We start from the raw sequence: 23,004 nt of genomic DNA, 5'->3' as shown, positions 1-23,004 counted from the left end.
ACTATTAGCTCGTTGGTAATAAATTCTGTTTAAAATCATTCAGTAAGTCTTGAACAAACTGAATGCGTTTACGTCGGTCCACCAATGGTACGCTAAACTTGAACTTAGTTGGACCTTCCATTGCAAATTTTTGCGGCTGTGATTGCAGCAGTTTAACTAAATACGCTGGATTTATGTCAGCATCAGGGTAAAACTCGATAAATCCACCTTTATCATGGGCTTCTATCTTTTTCGCTTTTAAACTACCAGCCGAAATTTTCAATTCTGAGACGGCAAGTAAGTTCTTTGTTGCGTCTGGAAGCAGACCAAAGCGATCAATCAGTTCCACTTTTAGCTCTGATAGTTCATTACTGCTTGTGACACTCGCAATGCGTTTGTACATCGACAGTCGTGTGTTTACATCCGGAATGTAATCATCTGGTAAGAGCGCTGGGATTCGCATTTCCACTTCAGTTTGCTCACGAAGCAGCTCATCCAAAGATGGCTCCTTGCCTTCTTTTAATGCTTGCACTGCTTGTTCCAGCATTTCCATATAAAGTGTAAAACCAACGGATTGAATTTGCCCACTTTGCTCATCACCAAGCAGCTCACCAGCACCACGGATTTCTAAATCGTGGGTTGCTAACGTAAAGCCAGCACCTAAGTCTTCCAGTGAAGCAATCGCATCAAGACGCTTGATGGCATCTTTGGTCATGGCTTTTGGATGTGGTGTTAATAAGTAAGCATAGGCTTGATGGTGCGAACGTCCAACACGGCCACGCAATTGATGCAACTGCGCCAAGCCAAGGTTGTCGGCACGATCCATGATTATGGTATTTGCCGTTGGTACGTCGATACCGGTTTCGATGATGGTTGTACACACCAACACATTAAAGCGCTGATGGTAGAAGTCATTCATGATTCGCTCAAGTTCGCGCTCGCGCATTTGACCATGAGCCACGGTAATACGTGCCTCTGGGATGAGTTTCTGTAAGTCTTCTGCCGTTTTTTCAATGGTTTCAACCTGATTGTGCAGGAAGTAAACCTGACCACCACGCATAATTTCACGCAGTACCGCTTCACGGACCACTGGCTCTTCTTTTTGTCGAACAAAGGTTTTAATGGCTAAACGGCGTGCAGGAGGTGTCGCGATGATCGACAGGTCTCGCATGCCACTCATTGCCATATTCAGTGTGCGTGGAATTGGTGTTGCGGTGAGGGTAAGAATGTCCACATCCGCACGCATTGCTTTGACTTTTTCTTTTTGACGAACCCCAAAGCGGTGTTCCTCATCAACGATCAACAAACCTAAATCTTTGAATTTAATGTCGCTCGAAAGCAGCTTATGCGTACCAACGACAATATCGACTTTACCATCGGCAACGTCTTGCAAAATGACTTTTTGTTCTTTGGCAGATTTAAAACGAGACAGTACTTCAACTCGGATTGGTAAGTTGGCAAAACGGTCACGGAAGTTTTCGAAATGCTGCTGAGCAAGTAAGGTTGTTGGTACGAGTACGGCGACCTGTTTATTGTTATCCGTTGCGACAAATGCTGCGCGCATAGCGACTTCCGTTTTACCAAAGCCCACGTCACCACACACTAAGCGATCCATCGCTTTTGCTTGGCACATATCTGACAAGACAGCATTGATGGCCATCGCTTGGTCATCTGTTTCTTCAAACGGGAATGTTGCTTTAAATGTTGCGTATTGCCCACGATCTAGCTCAAATTTGAAGCCCGGTTTTAATTCTCGTTTAGCATACACATCCAGCAATTCTGCCGCGACATCACGCACTTTTTCTGCCGCTTTACGACGTGCTTTTGCCCACGCTTCACCACCTAATTTATGCAGTGGCGCACTCTCTTCAGCGCCGCCAGAATAACGGCTGATAAGATTCAGTGATGAAACTGGCACGTAGAGCTTGGCATCGTTTTGATACTCAAGGGTGACGTATTCCGTTTTCATACCACCGGCTTCAAGTGTTTGTAAACCGATGTAGCGGCCAATACCGTGATCAATATGAACCACAGGTTGACCGGGTTTTAGTTCCGCAAGATGGCGAATAACGGTGTCACTGTTGACGGCTTTTTTATCTTTGCGGCGTCGCTGGATAACACGGTCACCGAGTAGATCACTTTCACAGATCAGAGCGAAGTTCAGCTCTTCGTGAATGAAACCATGCTCTGCTGCGCCTAAGATCAAGCTGAATCGATCTCCCGAGTCTAGAGCTTGGTAAAGTGAGCCATGTACGACTGGCCGAACTTTGATGCCTTGCAACAGCTCCGTTAGTGCTTCACGACGACCTTCTGACTCTACCGAGAAAACGATTTTTCCGCTGAATTGCTCACTAAACTGACGAAGGCGCGAGAGCGGCTCTTTATTTTGTTGCTGAACGCCAAGCTCGGCTAACGATTGTACGGGTAGGTTTTGACGACCGGCACGCTTAACCACTTTATCTAGGCTCAATTGAGCGATAGGGAGCTGTTTTAGTTGACTGAAAAGTTCGTCTTTTTTCAACCAAAGCTGTTCAGGAGTCAAAAGAGGACGCAGCGGATCAACTTTTTTCTGGTCGTATCGATATTCGACATCGGTTAAGAAAGTATCGACCGCAGATTCGATATCACCATATGTGATGACTTGAGAGTCTTCTGGCAAATATTCAAATAAAGTGTCGGTATGGTCAAAAAACAGCGGCTGCCAATACTCAATACCAGCGGGCCACGTGCCTTTGGTCACTTGCATGTAGATTGATTCAGGCTCGCGGCGCGCGTCGAACTGGGTGCGCCAACGTGTACGGAAATCTTCAATCGCTTCTTTAGTGGTTGGGAACTCATGTGCTGGCAGCAATTGGATTTGCTGAATATCGTCGATAGAGCGTTGGTTCTCTGGATCAAACGTGCGAATGGTATCTATTTCATCATCAAAGAAGTCGATGCGGTACGGGTCATTGCTGCCCATAGGAAAGAGATCCAGAATAGACCCACGACTTGCATATTCACCTGGCCCAAATACTTGATCTACATGGCGGTAGCCTGAATTTTCAAGTTGTACACGTAACTTCTCTAGCGAGATTCGATCACCAGTTTTCACCATTAAAGTGTGTTGCAACAGAAAATTACGTGGCGATTGGCGTTGCAATACTGTACTGACCGGGACGATGGTTATGCCATCACGTTGACTTGGCAGTTGGTATAGGCGTGCGATACGTTCAGAGATGATTTCTTGATGCGGAGAAAAGTTATCGTAAGGCAGCGTTTCCCAGTCGGGGAACAGGCTTACCGTTTGGTCGGTGAATTGCTCAATCTCTGCCTGAAGCTTTAAAGCAATTTGCGGGTCAGGCACAACGAGTAGAGAGTGACTCGAATGCTGCTTGGCTAGCTCTGCAATGGCTAGAGGTAGAGCTGCGCCCGGCAAATTACCTAGCTGTTTTTTGTCGCCACGCTCTGAAGGGTTGGTGACGGAAAGAATCGTTGCTTTTGTCATAGGAATTATTTTTTATCTCGCTCCATCGAGCGCTGACGTAAAAGTTTTTGTTGTTGATACAGTGCCGCCTTTATCAGTAAATCTTGATCAGATTCTCGGAGCATCTTGTATCTAAGCGTGATAATGAAATCTTGCTCTGAAGCATCACATTCTTCTACTTGAGCGTAACAGTAAATCGCCGCAGCAGGGTGATCGAGGAACAGTTTAACACGAACGAGTTGTTGAGTAGTTAACGCTGTACCTGAGCGGAAACTGAGTTGACTAGCACCAAACTGCGTCGTTTGATAGCGAATGGAGGCGTCATCTTGTTGTGAAAGCATAAAGCTCAACAAGAGGTTAAGTTTCGCGTTTTGCGTATCAAGCAAGTTGATCACATGCTTTAACTCTTTGTTTTTCAGCTCTAGACGCGCGTTGTCTGCCAACATATCTAAGTGACTAAATTCACTGGCGACAATAAATGGTGCTGGAATTTCGGAGACAAATGTTTCTTCATCTGGCAAAGCAAAGTCCGCACTCAACGTTTCGACGTTGATGGTGAGGTTATGATGGACGGTAAAGTATTCTTGCTCTGTCATATAGTCGATCCTTTTGCCAGTGAGCGCTCCCTGTTCACTCAACAAACAAAGAGAAATAGGGCACTGATTATCGCTAACTGAATGAAGTTATCAAGTTTAGCCGATTTGTCCTTGAACTTTTTGCCTCAAATACAGACTTATTGCATGTCGTTGACAAATTTAGCGATTCTCTTGTCTTCTTAATGAGAAGAGTAAGGTAAGATAATCCGCTAAAGCTTTATATCAAAACAACCAGTTGGTTTGTCTTATATGTATCATCCTATCTCATTGTTTATTGGCTTAAGGTATCTTCGGGGACGCTCTGGAGATAGGTTCAGCCGATTTGTTTCTTATATGTCGACGGCGGGTATTACGATCGGTGTAATGGCGTTGGTGACGGTTCTTTCTGTGATGAACGGGTTTGAATCGCAGTTAAAAGAACGCATTTTAGGTGTGCTACCTCATGCCGTTGTTTCGCAACACGATGGAAAAACGCCTATGACCGAGTCTGCTCCTCCATTTGTTCAAGCGATGTCGAGTGAATCCCAGCCGGAGCCTATCGTTAGAGGAGAGGCTGTTATTCAGAGTTCTGCACAGCTGACGGCTGGTTACCTCATCGGTATTGAACCTAAGAAAGGCGATCCGATTAGCAACCATTTGATTGCCGGACGATTATCGTCACTTCAAGCAGGTGACTACAATGTATTTTTGGGTCACAGTTTGGCACGTTCACTAAAGGTCTCAATCGGGGATAAAGTACGCTTGATGGTGACCAACGCGACGCAGTTTACCCCACTTGGTCGTATTCCTAGCCAGCGAAACTTCACTGTCTCAGGCATTTTCAATACGGGATCGGACGTTGATGGTCAATTAATGATTGTGAACATGACGGATGCATCTAAGCTGATGCGTTTCCCTAAAGACACGGTTTCTGGTTGGCGTGTCTTTTTCTCTGACCCATTTATGGTGACGGATTTTGCTGACCAACCCATGCCTGATGGATGGGAATGGAGTGATTGGCGCGAACAGCGTGGTGAGCTTTTCCAAGCGGTGAAAATGGAAAAGAACATGATGGGACTTATGCTAGGTCTAATTGTGGGTGTCGCTGCATTCAATATTATCTCCGCTTTAATCATGGTGGTAATGGAGAAGCAATCAGAAGTCGCAATATTGAAAACTCAAGGCATGACTCAATCTCAAGTGATGACCATTTTCATGGTGCAAGGTGCAAGCAGTGGTGTAATTGGCGCGATTGTTGGTGGCGCTGCGGGCGTGATCTTGTCACTTAATCTAAATGCGATTCTTGAATCTGCTGGTGTGGCGCTATTCAGCTTTGGTGGTCATCTACCCATCTTGATTGATTCACTGCAAATTCTTTTAGTGGTGGTGTTGGCGATTGCTCTTAGCCTTGCTGCTACGCTTTATCCTTCTTATCGAGCATCTTCTGTTAAACCTGCTGAGGCACTTCGCTATGAATAAGCTATTAGAATGTCGTGATATTCGTAAAGTCTACCGAGAGGGTTCGTTAGATACGGAAGTGTTGAAAGGCGTAAGTTTCGATATCGACAAAGGGGAGTTGGTTTCTATTGTTGGCTCTTCTGGTTCGGGAAAAAGTACCTTATTGCATATTTTAGGTGCGTTAGATGACGCAACTCATGGTGAAGTTGATTTTCTAGGGCAAAACCTATCAGCTTTGAGCTCGAACAAACAGGCGGCATTACGCAACAAGCACCTTGGTTTTGTATACCAGTTTCATCACTTATTGGCTGACTTTACTGCGCTTGAAAATGTGGCGATGCCACTGATGATTGGCGGTGCTAAAGTAGCGGATGCAAAACAGGCGGCTAAAGCGCTGTTAGATAAAGTTGGTTTGAGTCATCGGATGCAACATAGACCCTCCGAGTTATCGGGCGGTGAGCGTCAGCGTGTTGCGATTGCGCGTGCATTGGTGAATAAACCTGATCTGGTCTTGGCTGATGAACCTACGGGGAACTTAGATCACAATACGGCACTGTCTATCTATGATTTGATGCGCGAGCTCAATAAAGAGTCAAACATTGCATTTTTGGTTGTCACGCATGACAAAGAGCTGGCAGCAAAAATGGATCGTCAAATGCACATGCAAGATGGTTTGCTCGTAGATCGTTTTGTGACTGATACAGCATCTGCGGAGGGCTAGTTTTGTTTACCTCTTTAGCTTTGATGATTGGTGGTCGCTTCAGTCGAGCGAAAAAGCGCAACAAGATGGTGTCTTTCATATCGCTTTCTTCGACCATTGGTATTGCGGTTGGCGTTGCTGTGATCATTATCGGTTTGTCTGCAATGAATGGCTTTGAGCGCGAGCTGCAATCGCGTGTGTTGTCTGTGATCCCACACGGCGAGTTAGAAGGTGTTAATGGACCACTTCATGACTACACCAAAACGATGAATCAAGCTCTAAAACATGAACATGTTGTTGCGGCAGCACCGTACGTTCGTTTTACGGGCTTGGCAGAAAAAGGCAGTAAGCTAAAAGCGATAGAAGTTCGTGGCGTAGAGCCTACTTTCGAGCAAGCGGTGTCGAGCTTATCGAATTTTATTGACCAAGAAGCTTGGCAAAACTTTTATGCCGGTCAGCAGCAAGTGATCTTAGGCCGAGGTGTAGCAAACGAGCTAAATGTCGCCGTGGGGGATTACGTTACGTTGATGATTCCGCAAACAGGCGGCGCAAATAAAGTGCAGGCTCCTAAGCGTGTGCGCGTGAAGGTGTCAGGGTTCTTAACGTTGAATGGCCAAATCGACCACTCTCTAGCGTTAGTACCATTAGCGGATGCTAAGCAATACGCGAGATTAGGGGAAGGGGTCACTGGCATTTCACTAAAAACTGACGATGTTCTCAATGCGCCTTCTATTGTTCGCGAGGTTGGTAGCATGGTTGATGTTTATGTGTATTTGAAAAGCTGGCAGCAAAAGTTTGGTTTTTTGTATCGCGATATTCAGCTCGTGCGCACCATTATGTACTTGGTGATGGTACTGGTGATTGGCGTGGCATGTTTTAATATTGTGTCTACGTTGATGATGGCAGTGAAAGACCGAGCGGCGGAAATTGCAATTTTGCGAACAATGGGAGCAAAAGATAGCCTAATCAAACGGATCTTTGTTTGGCAAGGTGTATTCTCTGGTGTATTTGGCAGTCTCGTCGGCAGTGTTATCGGTGTCTTAGTGGCGTTAAACCTGACTCCGTTAATTAAAGGGTTAGAGAGCTTAATTGGTCATCAGTTTTTATCGGGTGATATTTACTTTGTTGACTTCTTACCATCACAACTACACTGGCCAGATGTGGCATTGGTGTCAGTGACGGCGATAGTGCTTAGTTTACTTGCGACGTGGTATCCTGCTTCTCGTGCCGCAAGGTTGAATCCGGCGGCTGTACTGAGTTCTAAATAGCTGATTGTTTTACAATATGCGAAAAACAAAAAGGACCGAATTCGGTCCTTTTTTGTATTTATCCGACTTGAGTAACATCGCGTTTCATTCTAACTGTTAGATGCCCCTCAACTGATAGCTCAAATGCTGATTTTTACGCAGTAAGGTCTTATCTTATTTTGCGTTTTTGCCAGCTCCGTACCACGGAGTAGCGCCAAAGCCCTCGAATTCCGAAGTAGCCAATAATCGCGGATACAACCCCACAAATTGCGCAGCCCAATAGAAATGGAGGTCCAATGGTGCTCATTTGCTGCATGATGAATTCCCACGATAGTTCAAAGTGAAAAGGTTGCGGGGGAAGACGCATCACTAGAGCACCTAGCTTGTACGCAAAGTAAAATAGCACAGGCATAGTGATAGGATTGCTGATCCATACCAAAGCGACGGAGAGGGGCAGATTGACACCCAACATAATGGCCAAACCAGCGGCCATGATCATTTGGCTCGGCAGCGGAACAAAAGCCATAAATAACCCGACAGCAAAAGCCCCTGATGCCGAGCGGCGGTTTAAGCACCACAAGTTTGGGTTGTACAACACATTGCCGAAGACCTTCAATGCTTTTTGGCGTTTGATCAATTCATGATCTGGCATGAAGCGTTTTATCAGCTTTCTAGGCATAGGACAGCATGACTCTCTCAGAAAAAAGTTGGACCTTGGCGTTATTTGTAGCGAGCGTAATCTCGTCAGCTTGGTGGCCGACAATACCAGATTGGCGTTGGTTGCTGCTGGGAATAATAACCACTGGCTCAATAATCAAATTACGTCGTGGCTTAATTAGCATAGGCGCAATTGCGGGCTTTATGGTTGTCATCGTCCACGGCAATGTATTGGAGTCTCAGAGACAAGCCCTTTTTCAAGCAGGGGAGAATATTACCATAATTGGTAAAGTTGACAGCCCTTTTACGCAAATAAGTCACGGTTATGAAGGTATTGTCGCTATAGAAGCGGTAAATTCTCAAACTCTGTTACCTTTTCTTAAACCTAAAATCCGTCTTATTACGCCTTTTCCACTCGATGTTAACAGTGAGTTTACGACATCCATCTCGTTAAAGCCGATTACAGGTCTACGCAACGAAGCTGGCTTTGATGCTGAAAAGCACGCGATGGGTAAAAATATTATCGCCCGAGCGGTTGTTAACAAAGACGCTCAGTGGATTGTTCGTTCTAATGTATCTCTGCGTCAATCCATTATTGCCGATGTCGCTGATGATGTGTCTTCCCTTCATCATTTCTCGTTAATAAGTGCGTTAGTTTTTGCTGACCGTTCTTGGTTGTCTAAGGAAGATTGGCAAGCGCTCAGGGACAGTGGTTTACTGCATTTGGTCTCCATTTCTGGTTTACATATTGGTATGGCGTTTACTTTTGGGCTAGTCGTGGGCGGTACCGTTCGTTATCTATTACCCCAATACCAATTGTTACCTAGCTTATATGGGCTGATCTTCGCTGTTGCCTACGCTTGGTTAGCGGATTTCTCTCTGCCTACTACGCGAGCAGTGTCGGTATGCGTTGTTTACGTTCTCCTGAAGTATACTCTGGTGCACTGGACTTCTTGGCGAGTTCTTTTGCTTGCAGTATCTCTACAACTGCTTGTCCAACCTTTTGCATCCTACAGTATGAGCTTTTGGTTATCGTACCTCTCCGTTTGTGCGGTATTGTTCGCAATTAATTTGATTCGACATCAAAGGGGAGGTTGGAAAGCGAGATTAAAAGCGTTATTGCTTACTCAATTGATGTTGAGCGCTTTAATCGTACCTGTTAGTGGCCATTTCTTCTCCGGTTTTAGTTTGTCCTCAATAGCCTACAACTTGGTATTTATTCCTTGGTTCGGATTTATCGTTGTACCTTTGATGTTTCTAGCCCTGTTCTCATCTTTGTTTCTTGAAATGATAGCGAAGCCTCTGTGGCATTTGGTGGACTGGTCATTACAGCCATTGAGCACGTCAATACAGTACGCAGTAGGTTCTTGGCAACCCATTAGCATGGAAATGACAATGCTGGTTATGGCGATAGTGGTTTGCTTAATATTTCAACGGTTCATGTCTCAGTACGCATGGTATTTGTTACTCGGCATCGTTATTAGTATCAAGCTTGCATCGGAGTATGAACCGCATTGGCGTATCGATGTATTAGATGTAGGTCATGGCCTTGCAGTGGTTGTAGAAAAAGACGACAAGGTGTTGCTGTATGACACTGGTAAAGCATGGCAAAGCGGCAGTATCGCAGAGCAGGTCGTCACTCCGGTTTTGCATCAACGAGGTTATGAAAGCATAGATACACTGATTCTAAGCCATTTCGATAATGATCACGCAGGCGGCCGCTTTTTCATTGAAGATGCCTTTTCTCCACAACGTAAACTTAGTAGTCAATTCTTTATCGGATATGAGCCTTGCACTAGAGGCGACCAAAGGAAATGGCAAGGATTAAACATGGAAGTGCTCTGGCCTCCTGAACTTGTTCAACGTGCGTATAATCCGCACTCCTGTGTATTACGACTTACTGACCCTATTTCTAACTTTAGTATGCTTTTTACTGGTGATATTGAGGCCATTAGCGAGTGGATTTTGCTTAGAGAACCCGGAAAGTTACAAAGCGATGTGATGCTAGTCCCTCACCACGGGAGTAAAAGTTCATCGAATCCTCGATTTATCGAGGCGGTGAGCCCGAGTGTGGCGGTTGCTTCTTTAGCAAAAAACAATCGATGGGGAATGCCAGCGGAAAATGTCGTTGCTTCATACCGAAAGCTTGGCATTACTTGGCTTGATACTGGTGAGGGTGGTCAGGTAAGCTTCTTTATTCACCGTGATAATTGGCGCTCAGAAACCAAACGTAGCGATACATTTGAGCCTTGGTATAGGCAGATGCTGCGTAAGGGAGTAGAATGAGAGTCTTAATGTAAGAAAATAAAGCACTTCTATGTCGATAAATACTGATGAAACGACTTGGCAGACGTTTAAGCGTCTATGGCAATTTATTCGCCTTTATAAGTCAGGTCTTGTCGTTGCAGTCATTGCATTAGTTATTAATGCCATATCAGATACCTATATGATTTCCCTACTAAAACCACTACTCGATGAAGGTTTTGGGAACGCTGAATCTGATTTTTTACGCACGCTTCCATTGATTATTTTTGCCATGATGTTCATCCGTGGCATAAGTGGATTTGTCTCCACCTACTGTTTGAGCTGGGTATCTGGCAACGTAGTTATGCAAGTCCGTCGCATGGTGTTCAATCACTTTATGCATATGCCAGTGTCTTACTTTGATAAGGAAAAGACGGGCAATTTATTGTCGCGTATAACCTACGACTCAGAGCAAGTGTCAGCGGCAACTAGCCAAGCGTTGGTGAGCATTGTCCGTGAAGGCGCAAGTATCATTGGTCTGTTAGTTTTGATGTTTTACAACAGCTGGCAATTGTCGCTAGTGCTGTTTGCTGTTGCTCCCGTTGTAGCATGGGGTATTGGTGTTGTTTCTAAACGTTTTAGAAAAATATCCAAAAATATGCAGACCATGATGGGTAACGTAACTGCATCAGCAGAGCAGATGCTGAAAGGCCATAAAGTTGTGTTGAGCTATGGCGGCCAAGACATCGAACGTAAACGATTTGAAAAAGTCAGCAACCAAATGCGTCAACAAAGCATGAAGTTGGTGACGGCTCAAGCGGCGGCTAACCCTATCATCCAAATGATTGCATCACTTGCAATTGTTGCCGTTCTTTATTTAGCAAGTATTGATTCGATTAAAGAGCAACTGACTCCAGGTACATTTACTGTTGTCTTCTCTGCAATGTTTGGTCTGATGCGCCCACTTAAAGCGCTGACTAACGTTACTTCTCAGTTCCAACGTGGTATGGCCGCGAGCCAAACGCTCTTCGCGTTAATTGACCTCGAGCCTGAGAAAAACGAAGGTAAGTTGACAGTTGAACGCGCAAATGGCGATGTTTCAGTTAAAAACGTAAGCTTTACTTACACTGGTGCAGAAAAACCAGCATTGGAAAATGTCAGCTTCGATATTCCAAGAGGAAAAACGGTGGCGCTAGTTGGCCGTTCTGGTTCAGGTAAAAGTACCATCGCGAACTTGTTCAACCGCTTCTATGATGTTGACAGTGGATCTATCACATTAGATGGGCATGATATTCGTGATTACGAGCTAAAGAATTTACGTCAGCAATTTGCACTAGTATCGCAAAATGTTCATTTGTTTAATGACACGATAGCAAACAATATTGCGTACGCAACGGATGGCCAATATGAGCGCAGTGATATCGAGAAAGCGGCAACACTCGCGCATGCGATGGAGTTCATCGGCAAAATGGATGATGGACTTGATACCATGATTGGTGAAAATGGTGCTAGCTTGTCTGGTGGTCAACGCCAACGTGTTGCGATTGCGCGAGCTCTATTGCGTGATGCTCCAGTGCTGATTCTTGATGAGGCAACTTCGGCTTTGGATACCGAATCCGAGCGAGCTATTCAAGCTGCACTTGATGAGCTGCAAAAAGACAAAACGGTACTTGTAATAGCGCACCGCTTATCCACAATCGAGAAAGCCGATGAAATTCTTGTGGTTGATGATGGTGCCATCATTGAACGTGGCAACCACGCTGAGCTTATTGAGAAAAATGGTGCGTATGCACAATTGCACCGTATTCAGTTTGGTGAATAAGCGCGGTGATTGAAAAAATCTGGTTTGAAAACCATCCAATAAAATATCTCTTGTGGCCGCTTTTGTGGCCACTGAGTTTATTATTTGGAGCGATAAGCAAGTCAAAGCGAAAGCAATACCAAACTGGCCGCAAGCAAGCTTATAATGCGCCTATACCTGTTGTTGTGGTTGGCAATATCACTGCTGGTGGCAATGGTAAAACACCAGTTGTTGTGTGGCTTGTTGAGCAACTACAGCAAATGGGCTTTAAGCCGGGGGTTGTTTCTCGTGGTTATGGGGCAAAGGCTCCTGCCTATCCGTTAGTGCTAAAAGAAGATACGCCAGCGAAGCATTGTGGCGATGAACCTAAGTTGATTCATCGCCGTACAGGAGCACCTGTTGCGGTGGATCCTGTGCGTTCAAATGCAGTGAAAGCACTGCTAGATTTGGATGTGGATATCATAATTACGGATGATGGATTACAACATTATGCGTTAGGCCGTGATATTGAGTTAGTGATTGTGGATGGGAATCGCCGGTTTGGGAATGAAAGCCTGATTCCATTAGGTCCTTTACGTGAAGGTATTGAGCGACTTAAAGAAGTCGACTTTATCATCACCAATGGCGGTCAAGCTCATACGGGCGAAATCGCAATGGCTTTAGCACCCTCTAAAGCTATTAATCTTAAGACTAAGCAACATGTGGATGTCTCGGAGTTGAAAGATCTCGTCGCATTTGCGGGCATTGGGCATCCACCGCGTTTTTTTCATACACTAAACTCGATGAACGCAGATGTTAAAGTCACAAAAGGTTTTGCTGACCATCAAGACTTTGATCAACAAGAATTAGAAGCATTGGCTCAACAAGGGACCAATGTGGTTATGACCGAGAAAGATGCCGTCAAGTGCAGCCATTATGCGCAAGATAATTGGTGGTATCTGCCTGTATCTGCCCAGTTTGAATCAAACGATGCAGAGCAAATTTTAAATAGAATAAAAGAGGTTAAAGCGGCTTATGGATCACCGTCTACTTGAGATTGTAGCTTGCCCTGTTTGCAAAGGTAAGCTGACGTACGATAAAGATAATCAAGAGTTGATCTGCAAATTGGATCGCCTTGCTTACCCGATCAAAGAGGGTATTCCAGTTCTGCTAGAGCCTGAAGCTCGCACTATGAGCATGGATGAGGGACGCTAATGTCTTTTACGGTTGTCATCCCTTCGCGCTACGCATCGAGCCGTTTGCCTGGTAAACCGCTAGCGGATATTGGTGGTAAGCCTATGGTTCAGTGGGTTTATGAACAAGCGCTACAAGCGGGTGCGGAAGATGTCATCGTTGCAACTGATGACGAGCGTGTTGCGAAAGCGGTTTCGTCATTCGGTGGTAAAGTTTGTATGACCTCTCCCCACCACGAATCAGGTACGGAGCGTCTTGCAGAAGTTGTTGAAAAGATGGCTATTCCGTCAGACCACATCATTGTTAATGTGCAAGGGGATGAGCCTTTGATTCCGCCGTCCATCATTCGTCAGGTTGCTGATAACTTATCAGGGTGTGAAGCCCCGATGGCGACGTTAGCTGTAGAAATAGACTCGGAAGAGGAAGTGTTCAACCCGAACGCTGTTAAAGTTGTCGCAGATGAGCAAGGCTATGCGATGTACTTTAGTCGAGCAACCATCCCTTGGGATCGCGATAACTTTGCTAAACAAGACAAAACCATTGCCAACCCATTAATGCGTCATATTGGTATTTATGCTTATCGAGCTGGTTTCATTAATACGTATGTCAACTGGGCACCAAGTGCATTAGAGCAGATTGAGTGTCTTGAGCAACTGCGAGTGCTTTGGTACGGTGAAAAAATTCATGTGGCGGTAGCGAAAGAAGCACCAGCAGCAGGCGTTGATACGCCCGAAGATCTAGAAGCCGTGCGCGCGATTGTTGCAAAGCAAGCGTAACAAATGCTCATATAGATTTAAGAATAAACAAGGCTCCTGAATTAGGAGCCTTTTTGTTTTACTTGTATCGCGGTATTAGTTAAATGTTAGTGTCGTATTGGTTCCGTTTAGGGCAGGTCGCTAACACCTCTCGGTGACCGGTGTCTTTCACTTCTTGGAGAATGACATCAAAGCCCCATAATCGATACACGTGCTTTAGAACTTCTTCGTAACTATCATCAAGTGGGATGCGGTTGTGAGGAACGTACTGCAACGTAAGCGAGCGATCACCACGGACATCGACATTAAACACCTGAATGTTTGGCTCAAGATTAGATAAGTTATACTGAGCGGCTAGGGTTTCTCTAATGCGTTTATAACCCATCTCATCGTGTATCGCAGCGACTTCAATAAAGTTCTTATGATCATCATCGTTGATCGCAAACAACTTGAAATCACGCATTAATTTCGGAGAAAGGTATTGGCTAATAAAGCTTTCATCTTTGAAATTATGCATCGCGAAATGCACTGCATCTAACCAGTCGGTTCCTGCCAAGTCTGGAAACCACTCCTTGTCCTCATCAGTTGGTTCTTCACAGATACGCTTAATATCTCGGAACATGGCAAAGCCTAACGCGTAGGGGTTAATGCCATTAAAGTAAGGACTGTTATAAGGCGGCTGAGCCACGACACTGGTGTGGCTATGTAAGAACTCTAGAATGAACTTTTCAGACACCAAGCCCTCATCATAAAGATGGTTGAGTATGGTGTAGTGCCAGAACGTTGCCCAGCCCTCATTCATGACTTGCGTTTGTTTTTGCGGATAAAAATACTGACTGATCTTACGGACGATCCGAACAACTTCACGTTGCCATGGCTCTAACAACGGAGCATGTTTTTCGAAGAAGTAGAGCAAATTTTCCTGAGGCTCGCTTGGGAATCGCTCTTTAATGTCTTCCTCTTTCGTCTTGGCTGTTGGTACCGTGCGCCAAAGCTCATTAACTTGAGATTGTAGGTATGCTTCGCGTTCTTCTTGTCTTGCTTTTTCCTCTGTAATTGAGATTTTCTCTGGACGCTTGTAGCGGTCTACACCAAAGTTCATTAACGCGTGACAAGAGTCGAGCAGCTTTTCCACTTCTTTTACGCCGTATCGTTCTTCACATTCGGCTAAGTACTTTTTGGCGAACAGCAGATAGTCGATAATAGAACTGGCGTCAGTCCACGTTTGGAATAGGTAATTACCTTTGAAAAAAGAGTTATGGCCGTAACACGCGTGCGCTATAACGAGTGCTTGCATTGTTACCGTATTTTCTTCCATCAAATAAGCAATACAAGGGTCGGAGTTAATCACAATCTCGTAGGCTAGCCCCATTTGACCATGTTTATAGTTCTGCTCTGTTTGGATGAATTTTTTACCAAATGACCAGTGATTGTAATTGATTGGCATGCCGATACTTGAGTAGGCATCCATCATCTGTTCTGAAGTAATCACTTCTATTTGGTTAGGGTAAGTGTCTAGGCGATAATGCTCCGCGACACGCTTAATTTCTTTGTGGTATCGCTCTAACAGCTCAAATGTCCAATCTGGTCCATCTGGCAACACTTTACTGTTACGCTTCTTAGGCGCCTCTCCTGAGAGGTTTCTCGTTGCGGTATTCATCGCTAGCCTCCTTACGCCGTTTCTTTTTGGAATAGTTCACGAAAGACTGGGAAAATATCCTCCACAGAGCGAATGTTTTTCATTGCGAAATTAGGAAACTCTTCAGTGAGTTTTTCGTACTCATGCCATAGAGTTTGGTGCGAGCGCCGTGTGATCTCTATGTAAGAGTAGTACTGACAGTTTGGAAGTAATTTGTTCACTAATAGATCCCGGCACCTTGGCGAATCATCTGCCCAGTTGTCACCGTCGGATGCTTGAGCTGCATATATGTTCCACTGACCAATCGGGTATCGCTCTTTTACTATTTCATCCATTAACTTGAGTGCGCTAGATACAATGGTGCCCCCGGTTTCTTGTGAGTAGAAAAATTCGTGCTCGTCCACTTCCTTCGCTTGGGTATGGTGGCGGATAAAGACGACTTCGACATTCTCGTAGGTACGAGTTAAGAACAAGTACAAAAGAACATAGAAGCGTTTTGCGATGTCTTTCGTTGCCTGATCCATAGAACCGGATACGTCCATTAGACAGAACATGACCGCTTGGCTCGATGGTACAGGGCGTTTCTCATAGTTCTTGAAGCGTAAGTCGAAGGTATCGATGAACGGCACGCTTTCGATTTTCTTGCGCAGTTCTTCAATTTCAGCCTTCAAGCGGTTCTCTTCAAACTGCTGAGCAGGCTCAATATTTTTGATGCGAGCAAGTTCGTCTTCTAGCTCTTTGAGAAGTCGTTTCTTACCAGCAGTCATTGCAGTACGGCGCGCAAGAGATTGTTGCAGAGAGCGTACTACGGCGATATTGGAAGGGATACCGGCAGTTTGAAAGCCTGCACGGTGTGTTTTCCATTCAGTGATTTTGGCAATTTGGTTTTTTTCTAGATTAGGCAGCTCGAGATCTTCGAACAAAATATCGAGGTACTCATCTTTTGATATTTGGAATACAAATTCGTCTTGGCCTTCTCCATCTGGACTGGCGTTCCCTTCTCCTGAGCCGCTACCCTGACCGCCACCTTTGGGACGCTCAATTTTATCACCAGTAATGAATTGGTCGTTACCGGGATGAACTCGTTCGCGAACACCACCTTTGCCTTGATGAAATATAGGCTCGTTGATGTCTTTGTGAGGGATAGAGACGTCTTCGCCCGTTTCCGTATTCGTAATCGAGCGTCGATTCACTGCGTCTGCTACCGACTCTTTTATTTGCTCTTTGTGGCGCTTCAAGAAGCGCTGTCGATTAACAGCGCTCTTGTTCTTGCCATTGAGCCTTCGGTCTATAAATTGCGCCATGAAATAGCCCTCTTCATGTTTCACAAGCGACCTAACTCAATACTGGGTTAGGATGACTTACGTACTCGTAGGTACCACTCAGAAAGTAGGCGAACCTGTTTCTCGGTATAGCCTTTTTCCATCATGCGAGCGACAAAGTCGTCGTGCTTCTTCTGATCTTCAGAAGAGGTTTTCGCATTAAATGAGATAACCGGAAGTAGCTCTTCGGTATTGGAGAACATTTTCTTCTCGATTACTGTGCGCAGTTTTTCGTAGCTGGTCCAAACCGGGTTTTGACCATTGTTATTCGCTTTCGCACGAAGCACAAAGTTAACGATTTCGTTTCGGAAATCTTTCGGGTTAGAAATACCAGCTGTTTTTTCGATCTTCTCTAGCTCAGCATTCAGTGAAGAGCGATCAAATAGCTGACCAGTTTCTGGATCTCGGTACTCTTGGTCTTGAATCCAGAAGTCTGCATAGGTGACATATCGATCGAAGATGTTTTGGCCGTATTCAGAGTAAGACTCAAGATAAGCGGTCTGAATCTCTTTACCGATAAATTCAACGTATCGAGGTACTAGGTAGCCTTTCAAGAACTCGAGATATTTCTCTGCTGTTTCAGCAGGGAACTGTTCGCGCTCAACCTGTTGTTCAATCACATAGAATAGATGTACAGGGTTGGCTGCCACTTCGGTTTGGTCGAAGTTAAATACGCGTGACAAAATCTTAAAGGCAAAACGTGTTGAGAGACCGTTCATGCCTTCATCGACACCAGCATAATCACGATACTCTTGATAGCTTTTTGCCTTTGGATCCGTATCTTTCAGCGTTTCACCGTCGTATACGCGCATCTTAGAGAAGATGGACGAGTTTTCAGGCTCTTTAAGTCGAGAAAGAATACTGAATTGTGCCAGAGTCTCGAGCGTGCTTGGTGAACAAGGGGCTTGAGACAACTCACTGTTTTCAAGAAGTTTTTGGTAGATTTTGACTTCTTCTGAAACACGTAGACAGTAAGGTACTTTCACAATATAAACACGGTCCAAGAACGCTTCATTGTTCTTGTTGTTACGGAAGGTCTGCCACTCAGATTCGTTTGAGTGAGCCAGAATCATACCGTCGAATGGAATCGCAGAAAGGCCTTCTGTACCGTTGAAGTTGCCTTCTTGCGTTGCTGTTAACAGCGGGTGAAGCACTTTGATTGGTGCTTTGAACATCTCAACGAATTCCATTAAACCTTGGTTTGCTTTACACAGCGCACCGGAGTAGCTGTAAGCGTCTGGATCGTCTTGCGAATAGTGTTCAAGCTTACGAATATCGACTTTACCAACCAATGATGAGATATCTTGGTTGTTTTCATCGCCTGGTTCAGTTTTGGCAATACCGATTTGGTCAAGGATAGAAGGGCGTACTTTCACTACTTTAAATTTGGTGATATCACCACCAAACTCGTGAAGACGTTTAGCGGCCCAAGGAGACATGATCGAGCGAAGATAACGGTGCTCGATGCCATACTCTTTTTTCAAAATATCGCCATCTTCTGTGGCTTTGAATAGGCAGAATGGATGGTCATTCACTGGGCTGCGTTCGCCGTTAGCAGTAAGAACATAAATAGGCATCTGTTCCATCAGAGCCTTAAGCTTTTCTGCAAGCGAAGACTTACCGCCACCTACAGGGCCGAGTAAGTAAAGAATCTGCTTACGCTCTTCTAGGCCTTGCGCCGCATGTTTTAGGTAAGACACAATTTGTTCTATGGCATCTTCCATGCCATAAAAGTCTTTAAAGGTTTCATAACGAGAGATAACACGATTCGAGAAGATTCGGCTTAGTCTCGGATCCTTTGCCGTATCGATTATCTCTGGTTCACCAATCGCCATCAGTAGGCGTTCTGCTGCATTAGCATAAGCGCTTTTGTCATCTTTACACAGGGCTAAAAACTCCTGTAACGACATCTCTTCATCTTTTGCAGCTTCATATCTTGATTGATAGTGGTCGAAAATACTCATGTCGCTTTCCCCTTTAATAGTCAGTCTACCGACGAACGTTGATTCAGGCTTTCCACCAACAGTTATGCTCGTTGTTGTTTGAATATACGTCCTGTTATCACATTTGGTTCGTACAGAATGTAAGATTGGCGACACCAAAGACTTTGCTTTATGGACGGTTTTTTCGTTACAACGGTGAGCGGTGGATATGAATTTTTCAATCACAGCCTTTCTCTACTTAAGCCTAGTCGGGGATTTGCAATTTTGCTTAACAATTATGAATTTATTGTAAAAGTGACATTTGAATCACTCTTTTATTAAGGACGAATTTATGTCGTGAATAGGTGCAATAGAAATCAAATATTTGGCAAAGACAGAAGAGTCTCAGTGATTCGTTGTTCTACATTGAGCAAGGTAAGTGAAAGAGGTAGGAAGAGAGCAAAGTCTTAGATAAGTTTGTGACAGGGTAAATAACAAGGAGAGCGGGCGCTCTCCTCATTCTTAGACGACCATTTTATGCGCTGAAGATTTGCGCTAGTTCGTTTTCACATAAATGATACTGACGAGGGCAGTTACGCCAAGTTTGCAGCATACGGCGGTATTTATCTAGCATCGGCATTTGGCTGTTAAAGTGATGATCTGCCTTGTCAAACTGAGGGTACAAACCTTCAGAATCGATGAGAAAACGTACGTAATGTACTTGTTGCGCTTCTGAAGCGATATCAAATCCCAAGAACTTCAAGCGGCGCTGATCTACGTTGCTGCGGTCTTCATCGTCTAGCATGTTGTAAGATTCTTGCATCGCATGATACATCTCCATAACGTCGATGATCTCACGACATTCTGCTTCTGAGAGGCAGCCGAAATCTTTGTTCAACTCTCGCATTTGTAGTTCATAACCACGTTCAACGATCGTTTGTAAGCGTTTGTATTTGGCCGCATTACTTGGATCAAGTTGAGACATAAGGTTGTATTGGTTTGATAGAATCAAACGTTGAGCGTTTGACATTTCCATGGTGACCTCACTAGATATCTAATACATTTTTAATGTGCTTAGGTTAACGCTTAAGACATGAGTGAAACATGATCTCAACACATATTTAATACTAAAAAATGGCAAGAACTGTCACTTTTGACCAGTTTGAAAACACTTATTTATGGTAATGATTGTATATGTAGTCTCGGTCTGAAAATACTCTCAGCCACTCTGGCTTGAATACGGTTAAAACCGCCAGTGCCATACCATTTAATAGACCTTCTGGAAAGGCGAGCAACGGCACAAAAACAAAGTAGTTATGTTGAATGGTTTCCCAATCGTAGTGACCAACTGATAGGTGATAAAAAGAGTTAATGATGAGGTGCAGACTTCCTGTTATCGCGCCATTGAAAAATCCAGCAACGAAGATGAAAACAAAAATGTTTCGTGGCAAGTAGTGGTAACTCAGAAGAAACACTAAGTAACTAATGAAAATCGGAATTAGGGCAGATAGAACTAACGACGTGGGTAAGAGTAGCAAGGACACATCATGTAGTAGGTGGTTGACCAGCATTGCAGGGATACTGAGTAGAAATGCCATACGCCAACCATACATCATCGTCAGCGTTGTTAGTGCAAGAAAATGAATCTGTAATCCTTCTTTTACACCTGCTTGAGCGGCCCATAAAATACTGAAAAAGAAGAGCGTTGCAAAAACGAGGTGCTGAAATCCTTTCTCTTTTTCCAGTTTTGGCCAAACGACTTTTTTCCAATCTGGTAGGCAGTAGACTACTACTATCCAAATTGAGACAACAAGAGAGCCTAAGTTAAACAAATCCATGTTACTTCCTTCCTATGCGAACATGACGCAATCATTTCTATCGTTCTTTTTATACCTAAATGACCGCAGAGAAACTCACTGATAAGGCTTAGATATAATCAAAAAAATACCAGCAATAAGCTGGTATTTTAAAGAGGTTAGTCTTGCGGTTCACTTAGTATTTTACGTTATCGTTGTATTGAGCAAGAATGGATTGAATTTCATCCATGGTTTCTTTCGGTGGCGGGTTTACGCCTTCGAGTGGGTATTCTAAGCCTAACGCTTCCCACTTATGAGCCCCTAATTTGTGGTAAGGAAGTAACTCGACCTTTTCGATGTTATCCATGTCTTTAATAAATTCACCAAGCATGTGTGCTGCTTCTGGGTCATCTGTGTAACCAGGCACGACGACATAGCGAATCCATGTTTTCTTTCCGATTTTTTGTAAGTAACGAGCAAAGTCCAATGTGCGTCGGTTGGATACACCGATGAGATCTTGGTGCACTTCGTCTTTCATGTGTTTGATGTCAAGCATGACTAAGTCTGTTGCATCCAGTACTTCATCGATAACATCAGTGTGCTTACGAACATAACCGTTAGTATCTAGACATGTATGAATGCCCTCGGCTTTAGCTGCGCGGAAAAAATCACGTACGAATTCCGGTTGAAGCATCGCTTCGCCGCCAGAACAAGTAACGCCACCACCTGATGCATTCATGAAGTGGCGGTAACTTTTCGCTTCGGAAATGATTTCTTCAACCGTGACTTCTTTGCCATCATGCGTGTCCCAAGTATCGCGGTTATGGCAATACTTACAGCGCATTAAACAACCTTGCAAGAAGACGATAAATCGAATACCAGGTCCGTCTACGGTACCACATGACTCAAATGAGTGAATACGACCAGCTGTTGACATCTTTTGCTCTCATTACTAGTAAATTCTAGCTGTTATTTTATTACAAAAAGCAGGGTTAAAACAGCTTTGTCGGTACTAAAGGCAAGGTTATTTGAAGAAAGAAAATAGATGGAGCCAATCTACATAAACGCTTGAACACGAGGTGGTTAATACCTACCCCGAGAACTTGCCGTGTATCTAGATTGACTTCGATGCTGGGATAATCCAGTTTTTAGAAAAAGGCGAACACGGAGAACGAGCCTGTCCCATAAACATCGGTTTGGGCTTCTTCATAATCCGGTGTTTTAATTGTAAAGGTGATGCTTGCACCGTAATTTTGGTTGTACCAAGATACTCCCGCGACGGCACTTGCTTGCCAATTTTGCAGTGTGACGTCGTATGGCGCTGACGGTTCAGGAATGCCAGGACGATCTCCTTCGATAGTCATGTCATTAAAGCGGTAACGACCTTCAAACCCGGTGAACAAGAACCAACTCGACGTGTTCTGAGCGATCATACTTGCTGAGAAAGGGCTTTCGACACTGATATTGGCGGCTCCGATGCTATTCGCTAGGTTTGTACCCCAACGAAACATGACGCCTTGAGAGACATCACTACGGAAGTTACCCGCATTGATGTCGTTAATGTTGGTGATCTCCCATTGTGTTTTTTGTTCTTCGCTGCGCATCAATTTGTTAAATACGCGGTAACCAAGGCTGAACGCCACTTTATCTTCAATCTGGTAATCCCAACCTTGAGGGTCCGTCGATCCTGTTATGCCGTGAACGATTTCTTGCGCCTTTTCTGATAGCGAACTTTCACCCGTAGTTCCTATGGTGAAATTGTACCGTACAGCTTTGTCACTCGTTAGGGAAAGGTAGTTGATTTCGGTGTGTAGGTAACCGGCATATGGGCGATCATTGATTAGTGGATAATCGGCTTCAATGTCGCTTGGAGTCCACATCTTGTGGCCAAGAACCAACTCTATTTTATCGATATTGGCGTGCTCTGAGTTAGCTAGACTCAGCCATTTCCATTGGCTTTCTTGTGTCAGTTGGTCTGTCGCGTAAGAAAGGAAAACACCATTCGTATAGTCTTGATCGACGCCAAAAATACCATCGTTGTCGATGGTAAAAGAAACCGTAGACTTAGTGGATGCTATTGCAACTGGAGAAAGAAGGGTAAGAATAATTAATTTACTAAATCTCATAGACTTTATTTGCTAACTTTTTTCGCATCATACGTAAGAATGCGGGCAAAAGTCTTTCGCGATATCACAACTTTCATTCAAGAAATAAAAAAAGGCTGATGCTACTTAGCATCAGCCTTTGTTGTATTACTAGAACGTTATTTC

18 protein-coding genes are annotated in these 23,004 nt (G+C 44.4%); 8 read left to right on the top strand and 10 right to left on the bottom strand.

The features are described from left to right. Window positions 1-4: 4 nt before the first annotated feature. Together mfd and R7093_RS13880 are read right to left on the bottom strand one after the other, a co-directional pair. Complete coding sequence (gene mfd, locus R7093_RS13885) at window positions 5-3,466, bottom strand: transcription-repair coupling factor (protein ID WP_318146700.1); 3,462 nt, start codon at window positions 3,464-3,466, stop codon at window positions 5-7. 5 nt (window positions 3,467-3,471) lie between these two features. Beyond that, window positions 3,472-4,041, bottom strand: a complete 570-nt coding sequence (locus R7093_RS13880) for a hypothetical protein (protein WP_005387829.1) — start codon at window positions 4,039-4,041, stop codon at window positions 3,472-3,474. Between the two features lie 249 nt (window positions 4,042-4,290). Between R7093_RS13880 and lolC the strand changes: the two genes are divergently transcribed. The 3 genes from lolC to lolE are packed head-to-tail and all read left to right on the top strand — an operon-like array spanning window position 4,291 to window position 7,446. Beyond that, entirely contained in the window at window positions 4,291-5,499 is a 1,209-nt protein-coding gene (gene lolC / locus R7093_RS13875) for a lipoprotein-releasing ABC transporter permease subunit LolC (RefSeq protein WP_031778997.1), read from the top strand. Next, window positions 5,492-6,199, top strand: a complete 708-nt coding sequence (gene lolD, locus R7093_RS13870) for a lipoprotein-releasing ABC transporter ATP-binding protein LolD (protein ID WP_005378457.1) — start codon at window positions 5,492-5,494, stop codon at window positions 6,197-6,199. The genes lolC and lolD overlap by 8 nt, the downstream gene beginning before the upstream one ends. Before the next feature lie 2 nt (window positions 6,200-6,201). Beyond that, complete coding sequence (lolE, locus tag R7093_RS13865) at window positions 6,202-7,446, top strand: lipoprotein-releasing ABC transporter permease subunit LolE (RefSeq protein ID WP_031781151.1); 1,245 nt, start codon at window positions 6,202-6,204, stop codon at window positions 7,444-7,446. A 148-nt stretch (window positions 7,447-7,594) separates the two neighbouring features. Here lolE and R7093_RS13860 read toward each other — a convergent pair whose 3' ends face one another. Beyond that, a complete protein-coding gene (locus R7093_RS13860) occupies window positions 7,595-8,104 on the bottom strand; it encodes a DUF2062 domain-containing protein (protein ID WP_005387834.1) in 510 nt (169 codons plus the stop codon). Between the two features lie 8 nt (window positions 8,105-8,112). Between R7093_RS13860 and R7093_RS13855 the strand changes: the two genes are divergently transcribed. The 5 genes from R7093_RS13855 to kdsB are packed head-to-tail and all read left to right on the top strand — an operon-like array spanning window position 8,113 to window position 14,076. Further along, a complete protein-coding gene (locus R7093_RS13855; RefSeq protein ID WP_318146699.1) occupies window positions 8,113-10,368 on the top strand; it encodes a DNA internalization-related competence protein ComEC/Rec2 in 2,256 nt (751 codons plus the stop codon). Between the two features lie 31 nt (window positions 10,369-10,399). Further along, window positions 10,400-12,148 carry a lipid A ABC transporter ATP-binding protein/permease MsbA gene (msbA, locus tag R7093_RS13850; RefSeq protein ID WP_042522131.1) on the top strand — a complete coding sequence of 583 codons (1,749 nt, stop codon included), beginning with the start codon at window positions 10,400-10,402 and terminating at the stop codon, window positions 12,146-12,148. A 5-nt stretch (window positions 12,149-12,153) separates the two neighbouring features. Next, on the top strand, window positions 12,154-13,161 hold the full coding sequence (lpxK, locus tag R7093_RS13845) for a tetraacyldisaccharide 4'-kinase (RefSeq protein WP_047100862.1): 1,008 nt from the start codon (window positions 12,154-12,156) through the stop codon (window positions 13,159-13,161). Continuing rightward, window positions 13,142-13,321, top strand: coding sequence for a Trm112 family protein (locus R7093_RS13840; protein ID WP_005378451.1), 180 nt, complete (start codon window positions 13,142-13,144; stop codon window positions 13,319-13,321). The genes lpxK and R7093_RS13840 overlap by 20 nt, the downstream gene beginning before the upstream one ends. Further along, window positions 13,321-14,076, top strand: coding sequence for a 3-deoxy-manno-octulosonate cytidylyltransferase (gene kdsB, locus R7093_RS13835; RefSeq protein WP_053349434.1), 756 nt, complete (start codon window positions 13,321-13,323; stop codon window positions 14,074-14,076). Before R7093_RS13840 ends, kdsB begins: the two co-directional genes overlap by 1 nt. 79 nt (window positions 14,077-14,155) lie before the next feature. Here the strand turns inward: kdsB and R7093_RS13830 are convergent, their stop codons facing one another. From R7093_RS13830 to R7093_RS13800, 7 genes are all read right to left on the bottom strand, one after another. Next, the gene (locus tag R7093_RS13830; RefSeq protein ID WP_005378449.1) at window positions 14,156-15,715 is read right to left on the bottom strand and encodes a SpoVR family protein; all 1,560 of its coding nucleotides are present in this window, start codon (window positions 15,713-15,715) and stop codon (window positions 14,156-14,158) included. Window positions 15,716-15,726: 11 nt separating this feature from the next. Beyond that, a complete protein-coding gene (locus R7093_RS13825) occupies window positions 15,727-16,998 on the bottom strand; it encodes a YeaH/YhbH family protein (RefSeq protein ID WP_005378448.1) in 1,272 nt (423 codons plus the stop codon). A gap of 47 nt (window positions 16,999-17,045) precedes the next feature. Continuing rightward, window positions 17,046-18,980, bottom strand: a complete 1,935-nt coding sequence (locus tag R7093_RS13820; protein ID WP_005378447.1) for a PrkA family serine protein kinase — start codon at window positions 18,978-18,980, stop codon at window positions 17,046-17,048. Between the two features lie 493 nt (window positions 18,981-19,473). After that, window positions 19,474-19,974, bottom strand: coding sequence for a YfbU family protein (locus tag R7093_RS13815; RefSeq protein ID WP_005378446.1), 501 nt, complete (start codon window positions 19,972-19,974; stop codon window positions 19,474-19,476). A gap of 136 nt (window positions 19,975-20,110) precedes the next feature. Further along, window positions 20,111-20,776 carry an energy-coupling factor ABC transporter permease gene (locus R7093_RS13810; protein WP_053303246.1) on the bottom strand — a complete coding sequence of 222 codons (666 nt, stop codon included), beginning with the start codon at window positions 20,774-20,776 and terminating at the stop codon, window positions 20,111-20,113. A 154-nt stretch (window positions 20,777-20,930) separates the two neighbouring features. Beyond that, window positions 20,931-21,671, bottom strand: a complete 741-nt coding sequence (pflA, locus tag R7093_RS13805) for a pyruvate formate lyase 1-activating protein (RefSeq protein ID WP_005378444.1) — start codon at window positions 21,669-21,671, stop codon at window positions 20,931-20,933. A gap of 211 nt (window positions 21,672-21,882) precedes the next feature. Next, window positions 21,883-22,860, bottom strand: coding sequence for a lipid A deacylase LpxR family protein (locus tag R7093_RS13800; RefSeq protein WP_005378443.1), 978 nt, complete (start codon window positions 22,858-22,860; stop codon window positions 21,883-21,885). Window positions 22,861-23,004: the final 144 nt, after the last annotated feature.

The organism is Vibrio sp. 1580, assembly GCF_033340055.1.
This window is presented reverse-complemented; position numbering and strand designations above follow the sequence as displayed.

What these genes read in the sequence shown, in the direction of transcription:
- mfd (WP_318146700.1), bottom strand. Translation starts at nt 3,466, where the DNA reads ATGACAAAAGCAACGATTCTTTCCGTCACCAACCCTTCAGAGCGTGGC.
- R7093_RS13880 (WP_005387829.1), bottom strand. Translation starts at nt 4,041, where the DNA reads ATGACAGAGCAAGAATACTTTACCGTCCATCATAACCTCACCATCAAC.
- lolC (WP_031778997.1), top strand. Translation starts at nt 4,291, where the DNA reads ATGTATCATCCTATCTCATTGTTTATTGGCTTAAGGTATCTTCGGGGA.
- lolD (WP_005378457.1), top strand. Translation starts at nt 5,492, where the DNA reads ATGAATAAGCTATTAGAATGTCGTGATATTCGTAAAGTCTACCGAGAG.
- R7093_RS13860 (WP_005387834.1), bottom strand. Translation starts at nt 8,104, where the DNA reads ATGCCTAGAAAGCTGATAAAACGCTTCATGCCAGATCATGAATTGATC.
- R7093_RS13855 (WP_318146699.1), top strand. Translation starts at nt 8,113, where the DNA reads ATGACTCTCTCAGAAAAAAGTTGGACCTTGGCGTTATTTGTAGCGAGC.
- msbA (WP_042522131.1), top strand. Translation starts at nt 10,400, where the DNA reads ATGTCGATAAATACTGATGAAACGACTTGGCAGACGTTTAAGCGTCTA.
- R7093_RS13840 (WP_005378451.1), top strand. Translation starts at nt 13,142, where the DNA reads ATGGATCACCGTCTACTTGAGATTGTAGCTTGCCCTGTTTGCAAAGGT.
- kdsB (WP_053349434.1), top strand. Translation starts at nt 13,321, where the DNA reads ATGTCTTTTACGGTTGTCATCCCTTCGCGCTACGCATCGAGCCGTTTG.
- R7093_RS13830 (WP_005378449.1), bottom strand. Translation starts at nt 15,715, where the DNA reads ATGAATACCGCAACGAGAAACCTCTCAGGAGAGGCGCCTAAGAAGCGT.
- R7093_RS13825 (WP_005378448.1), bottom strand. Translation starts at nt 16,998, where the DNA reads ATGGCGCAATTTATAGACCGAAGGCTCAATGGCAAGAACAAGAGCGCT.
- R7093_RS13820 (WP_005378447.1), bottom strand. Translation starts at nt 18,980, where the DNA reads ATGAGTATTTTCGACCACTATCAATCAAGATATGAAGCTGCAAAAGAT.
- R7093_RS13815 (WP_005378446.1), bottom strand. Translation starts at nt 19,974, where the DNA reads ATGGAAATGTCAAACGCTCAACGTTTGATTCTATCAAACCAATACAAC.
- R7093_RS13810 (WP_053303246.1), bottom strand. Translation starts at nt 20,776, where the DNA reads ATGGATTTGTTTAACTTAGGCTCTCTTGTTGTCTCAATTTGGATAGTA.
- pflA (WP_005378444.1), bottom strand. Translation starts at nt 21,671, where the DNA reads ATGTCAACAGCTGGTCGTATTCACTCATTTGAGTCATGTGGTACCGTA.
- R7093_RS13800 (WP_005378443.1), bottom strand. Translation starts at nt 22,860, where the DNA reads ATGAGATTTAGTAAATTAATTATTCTTACCCTTCTTTCTCCAGTTGCA.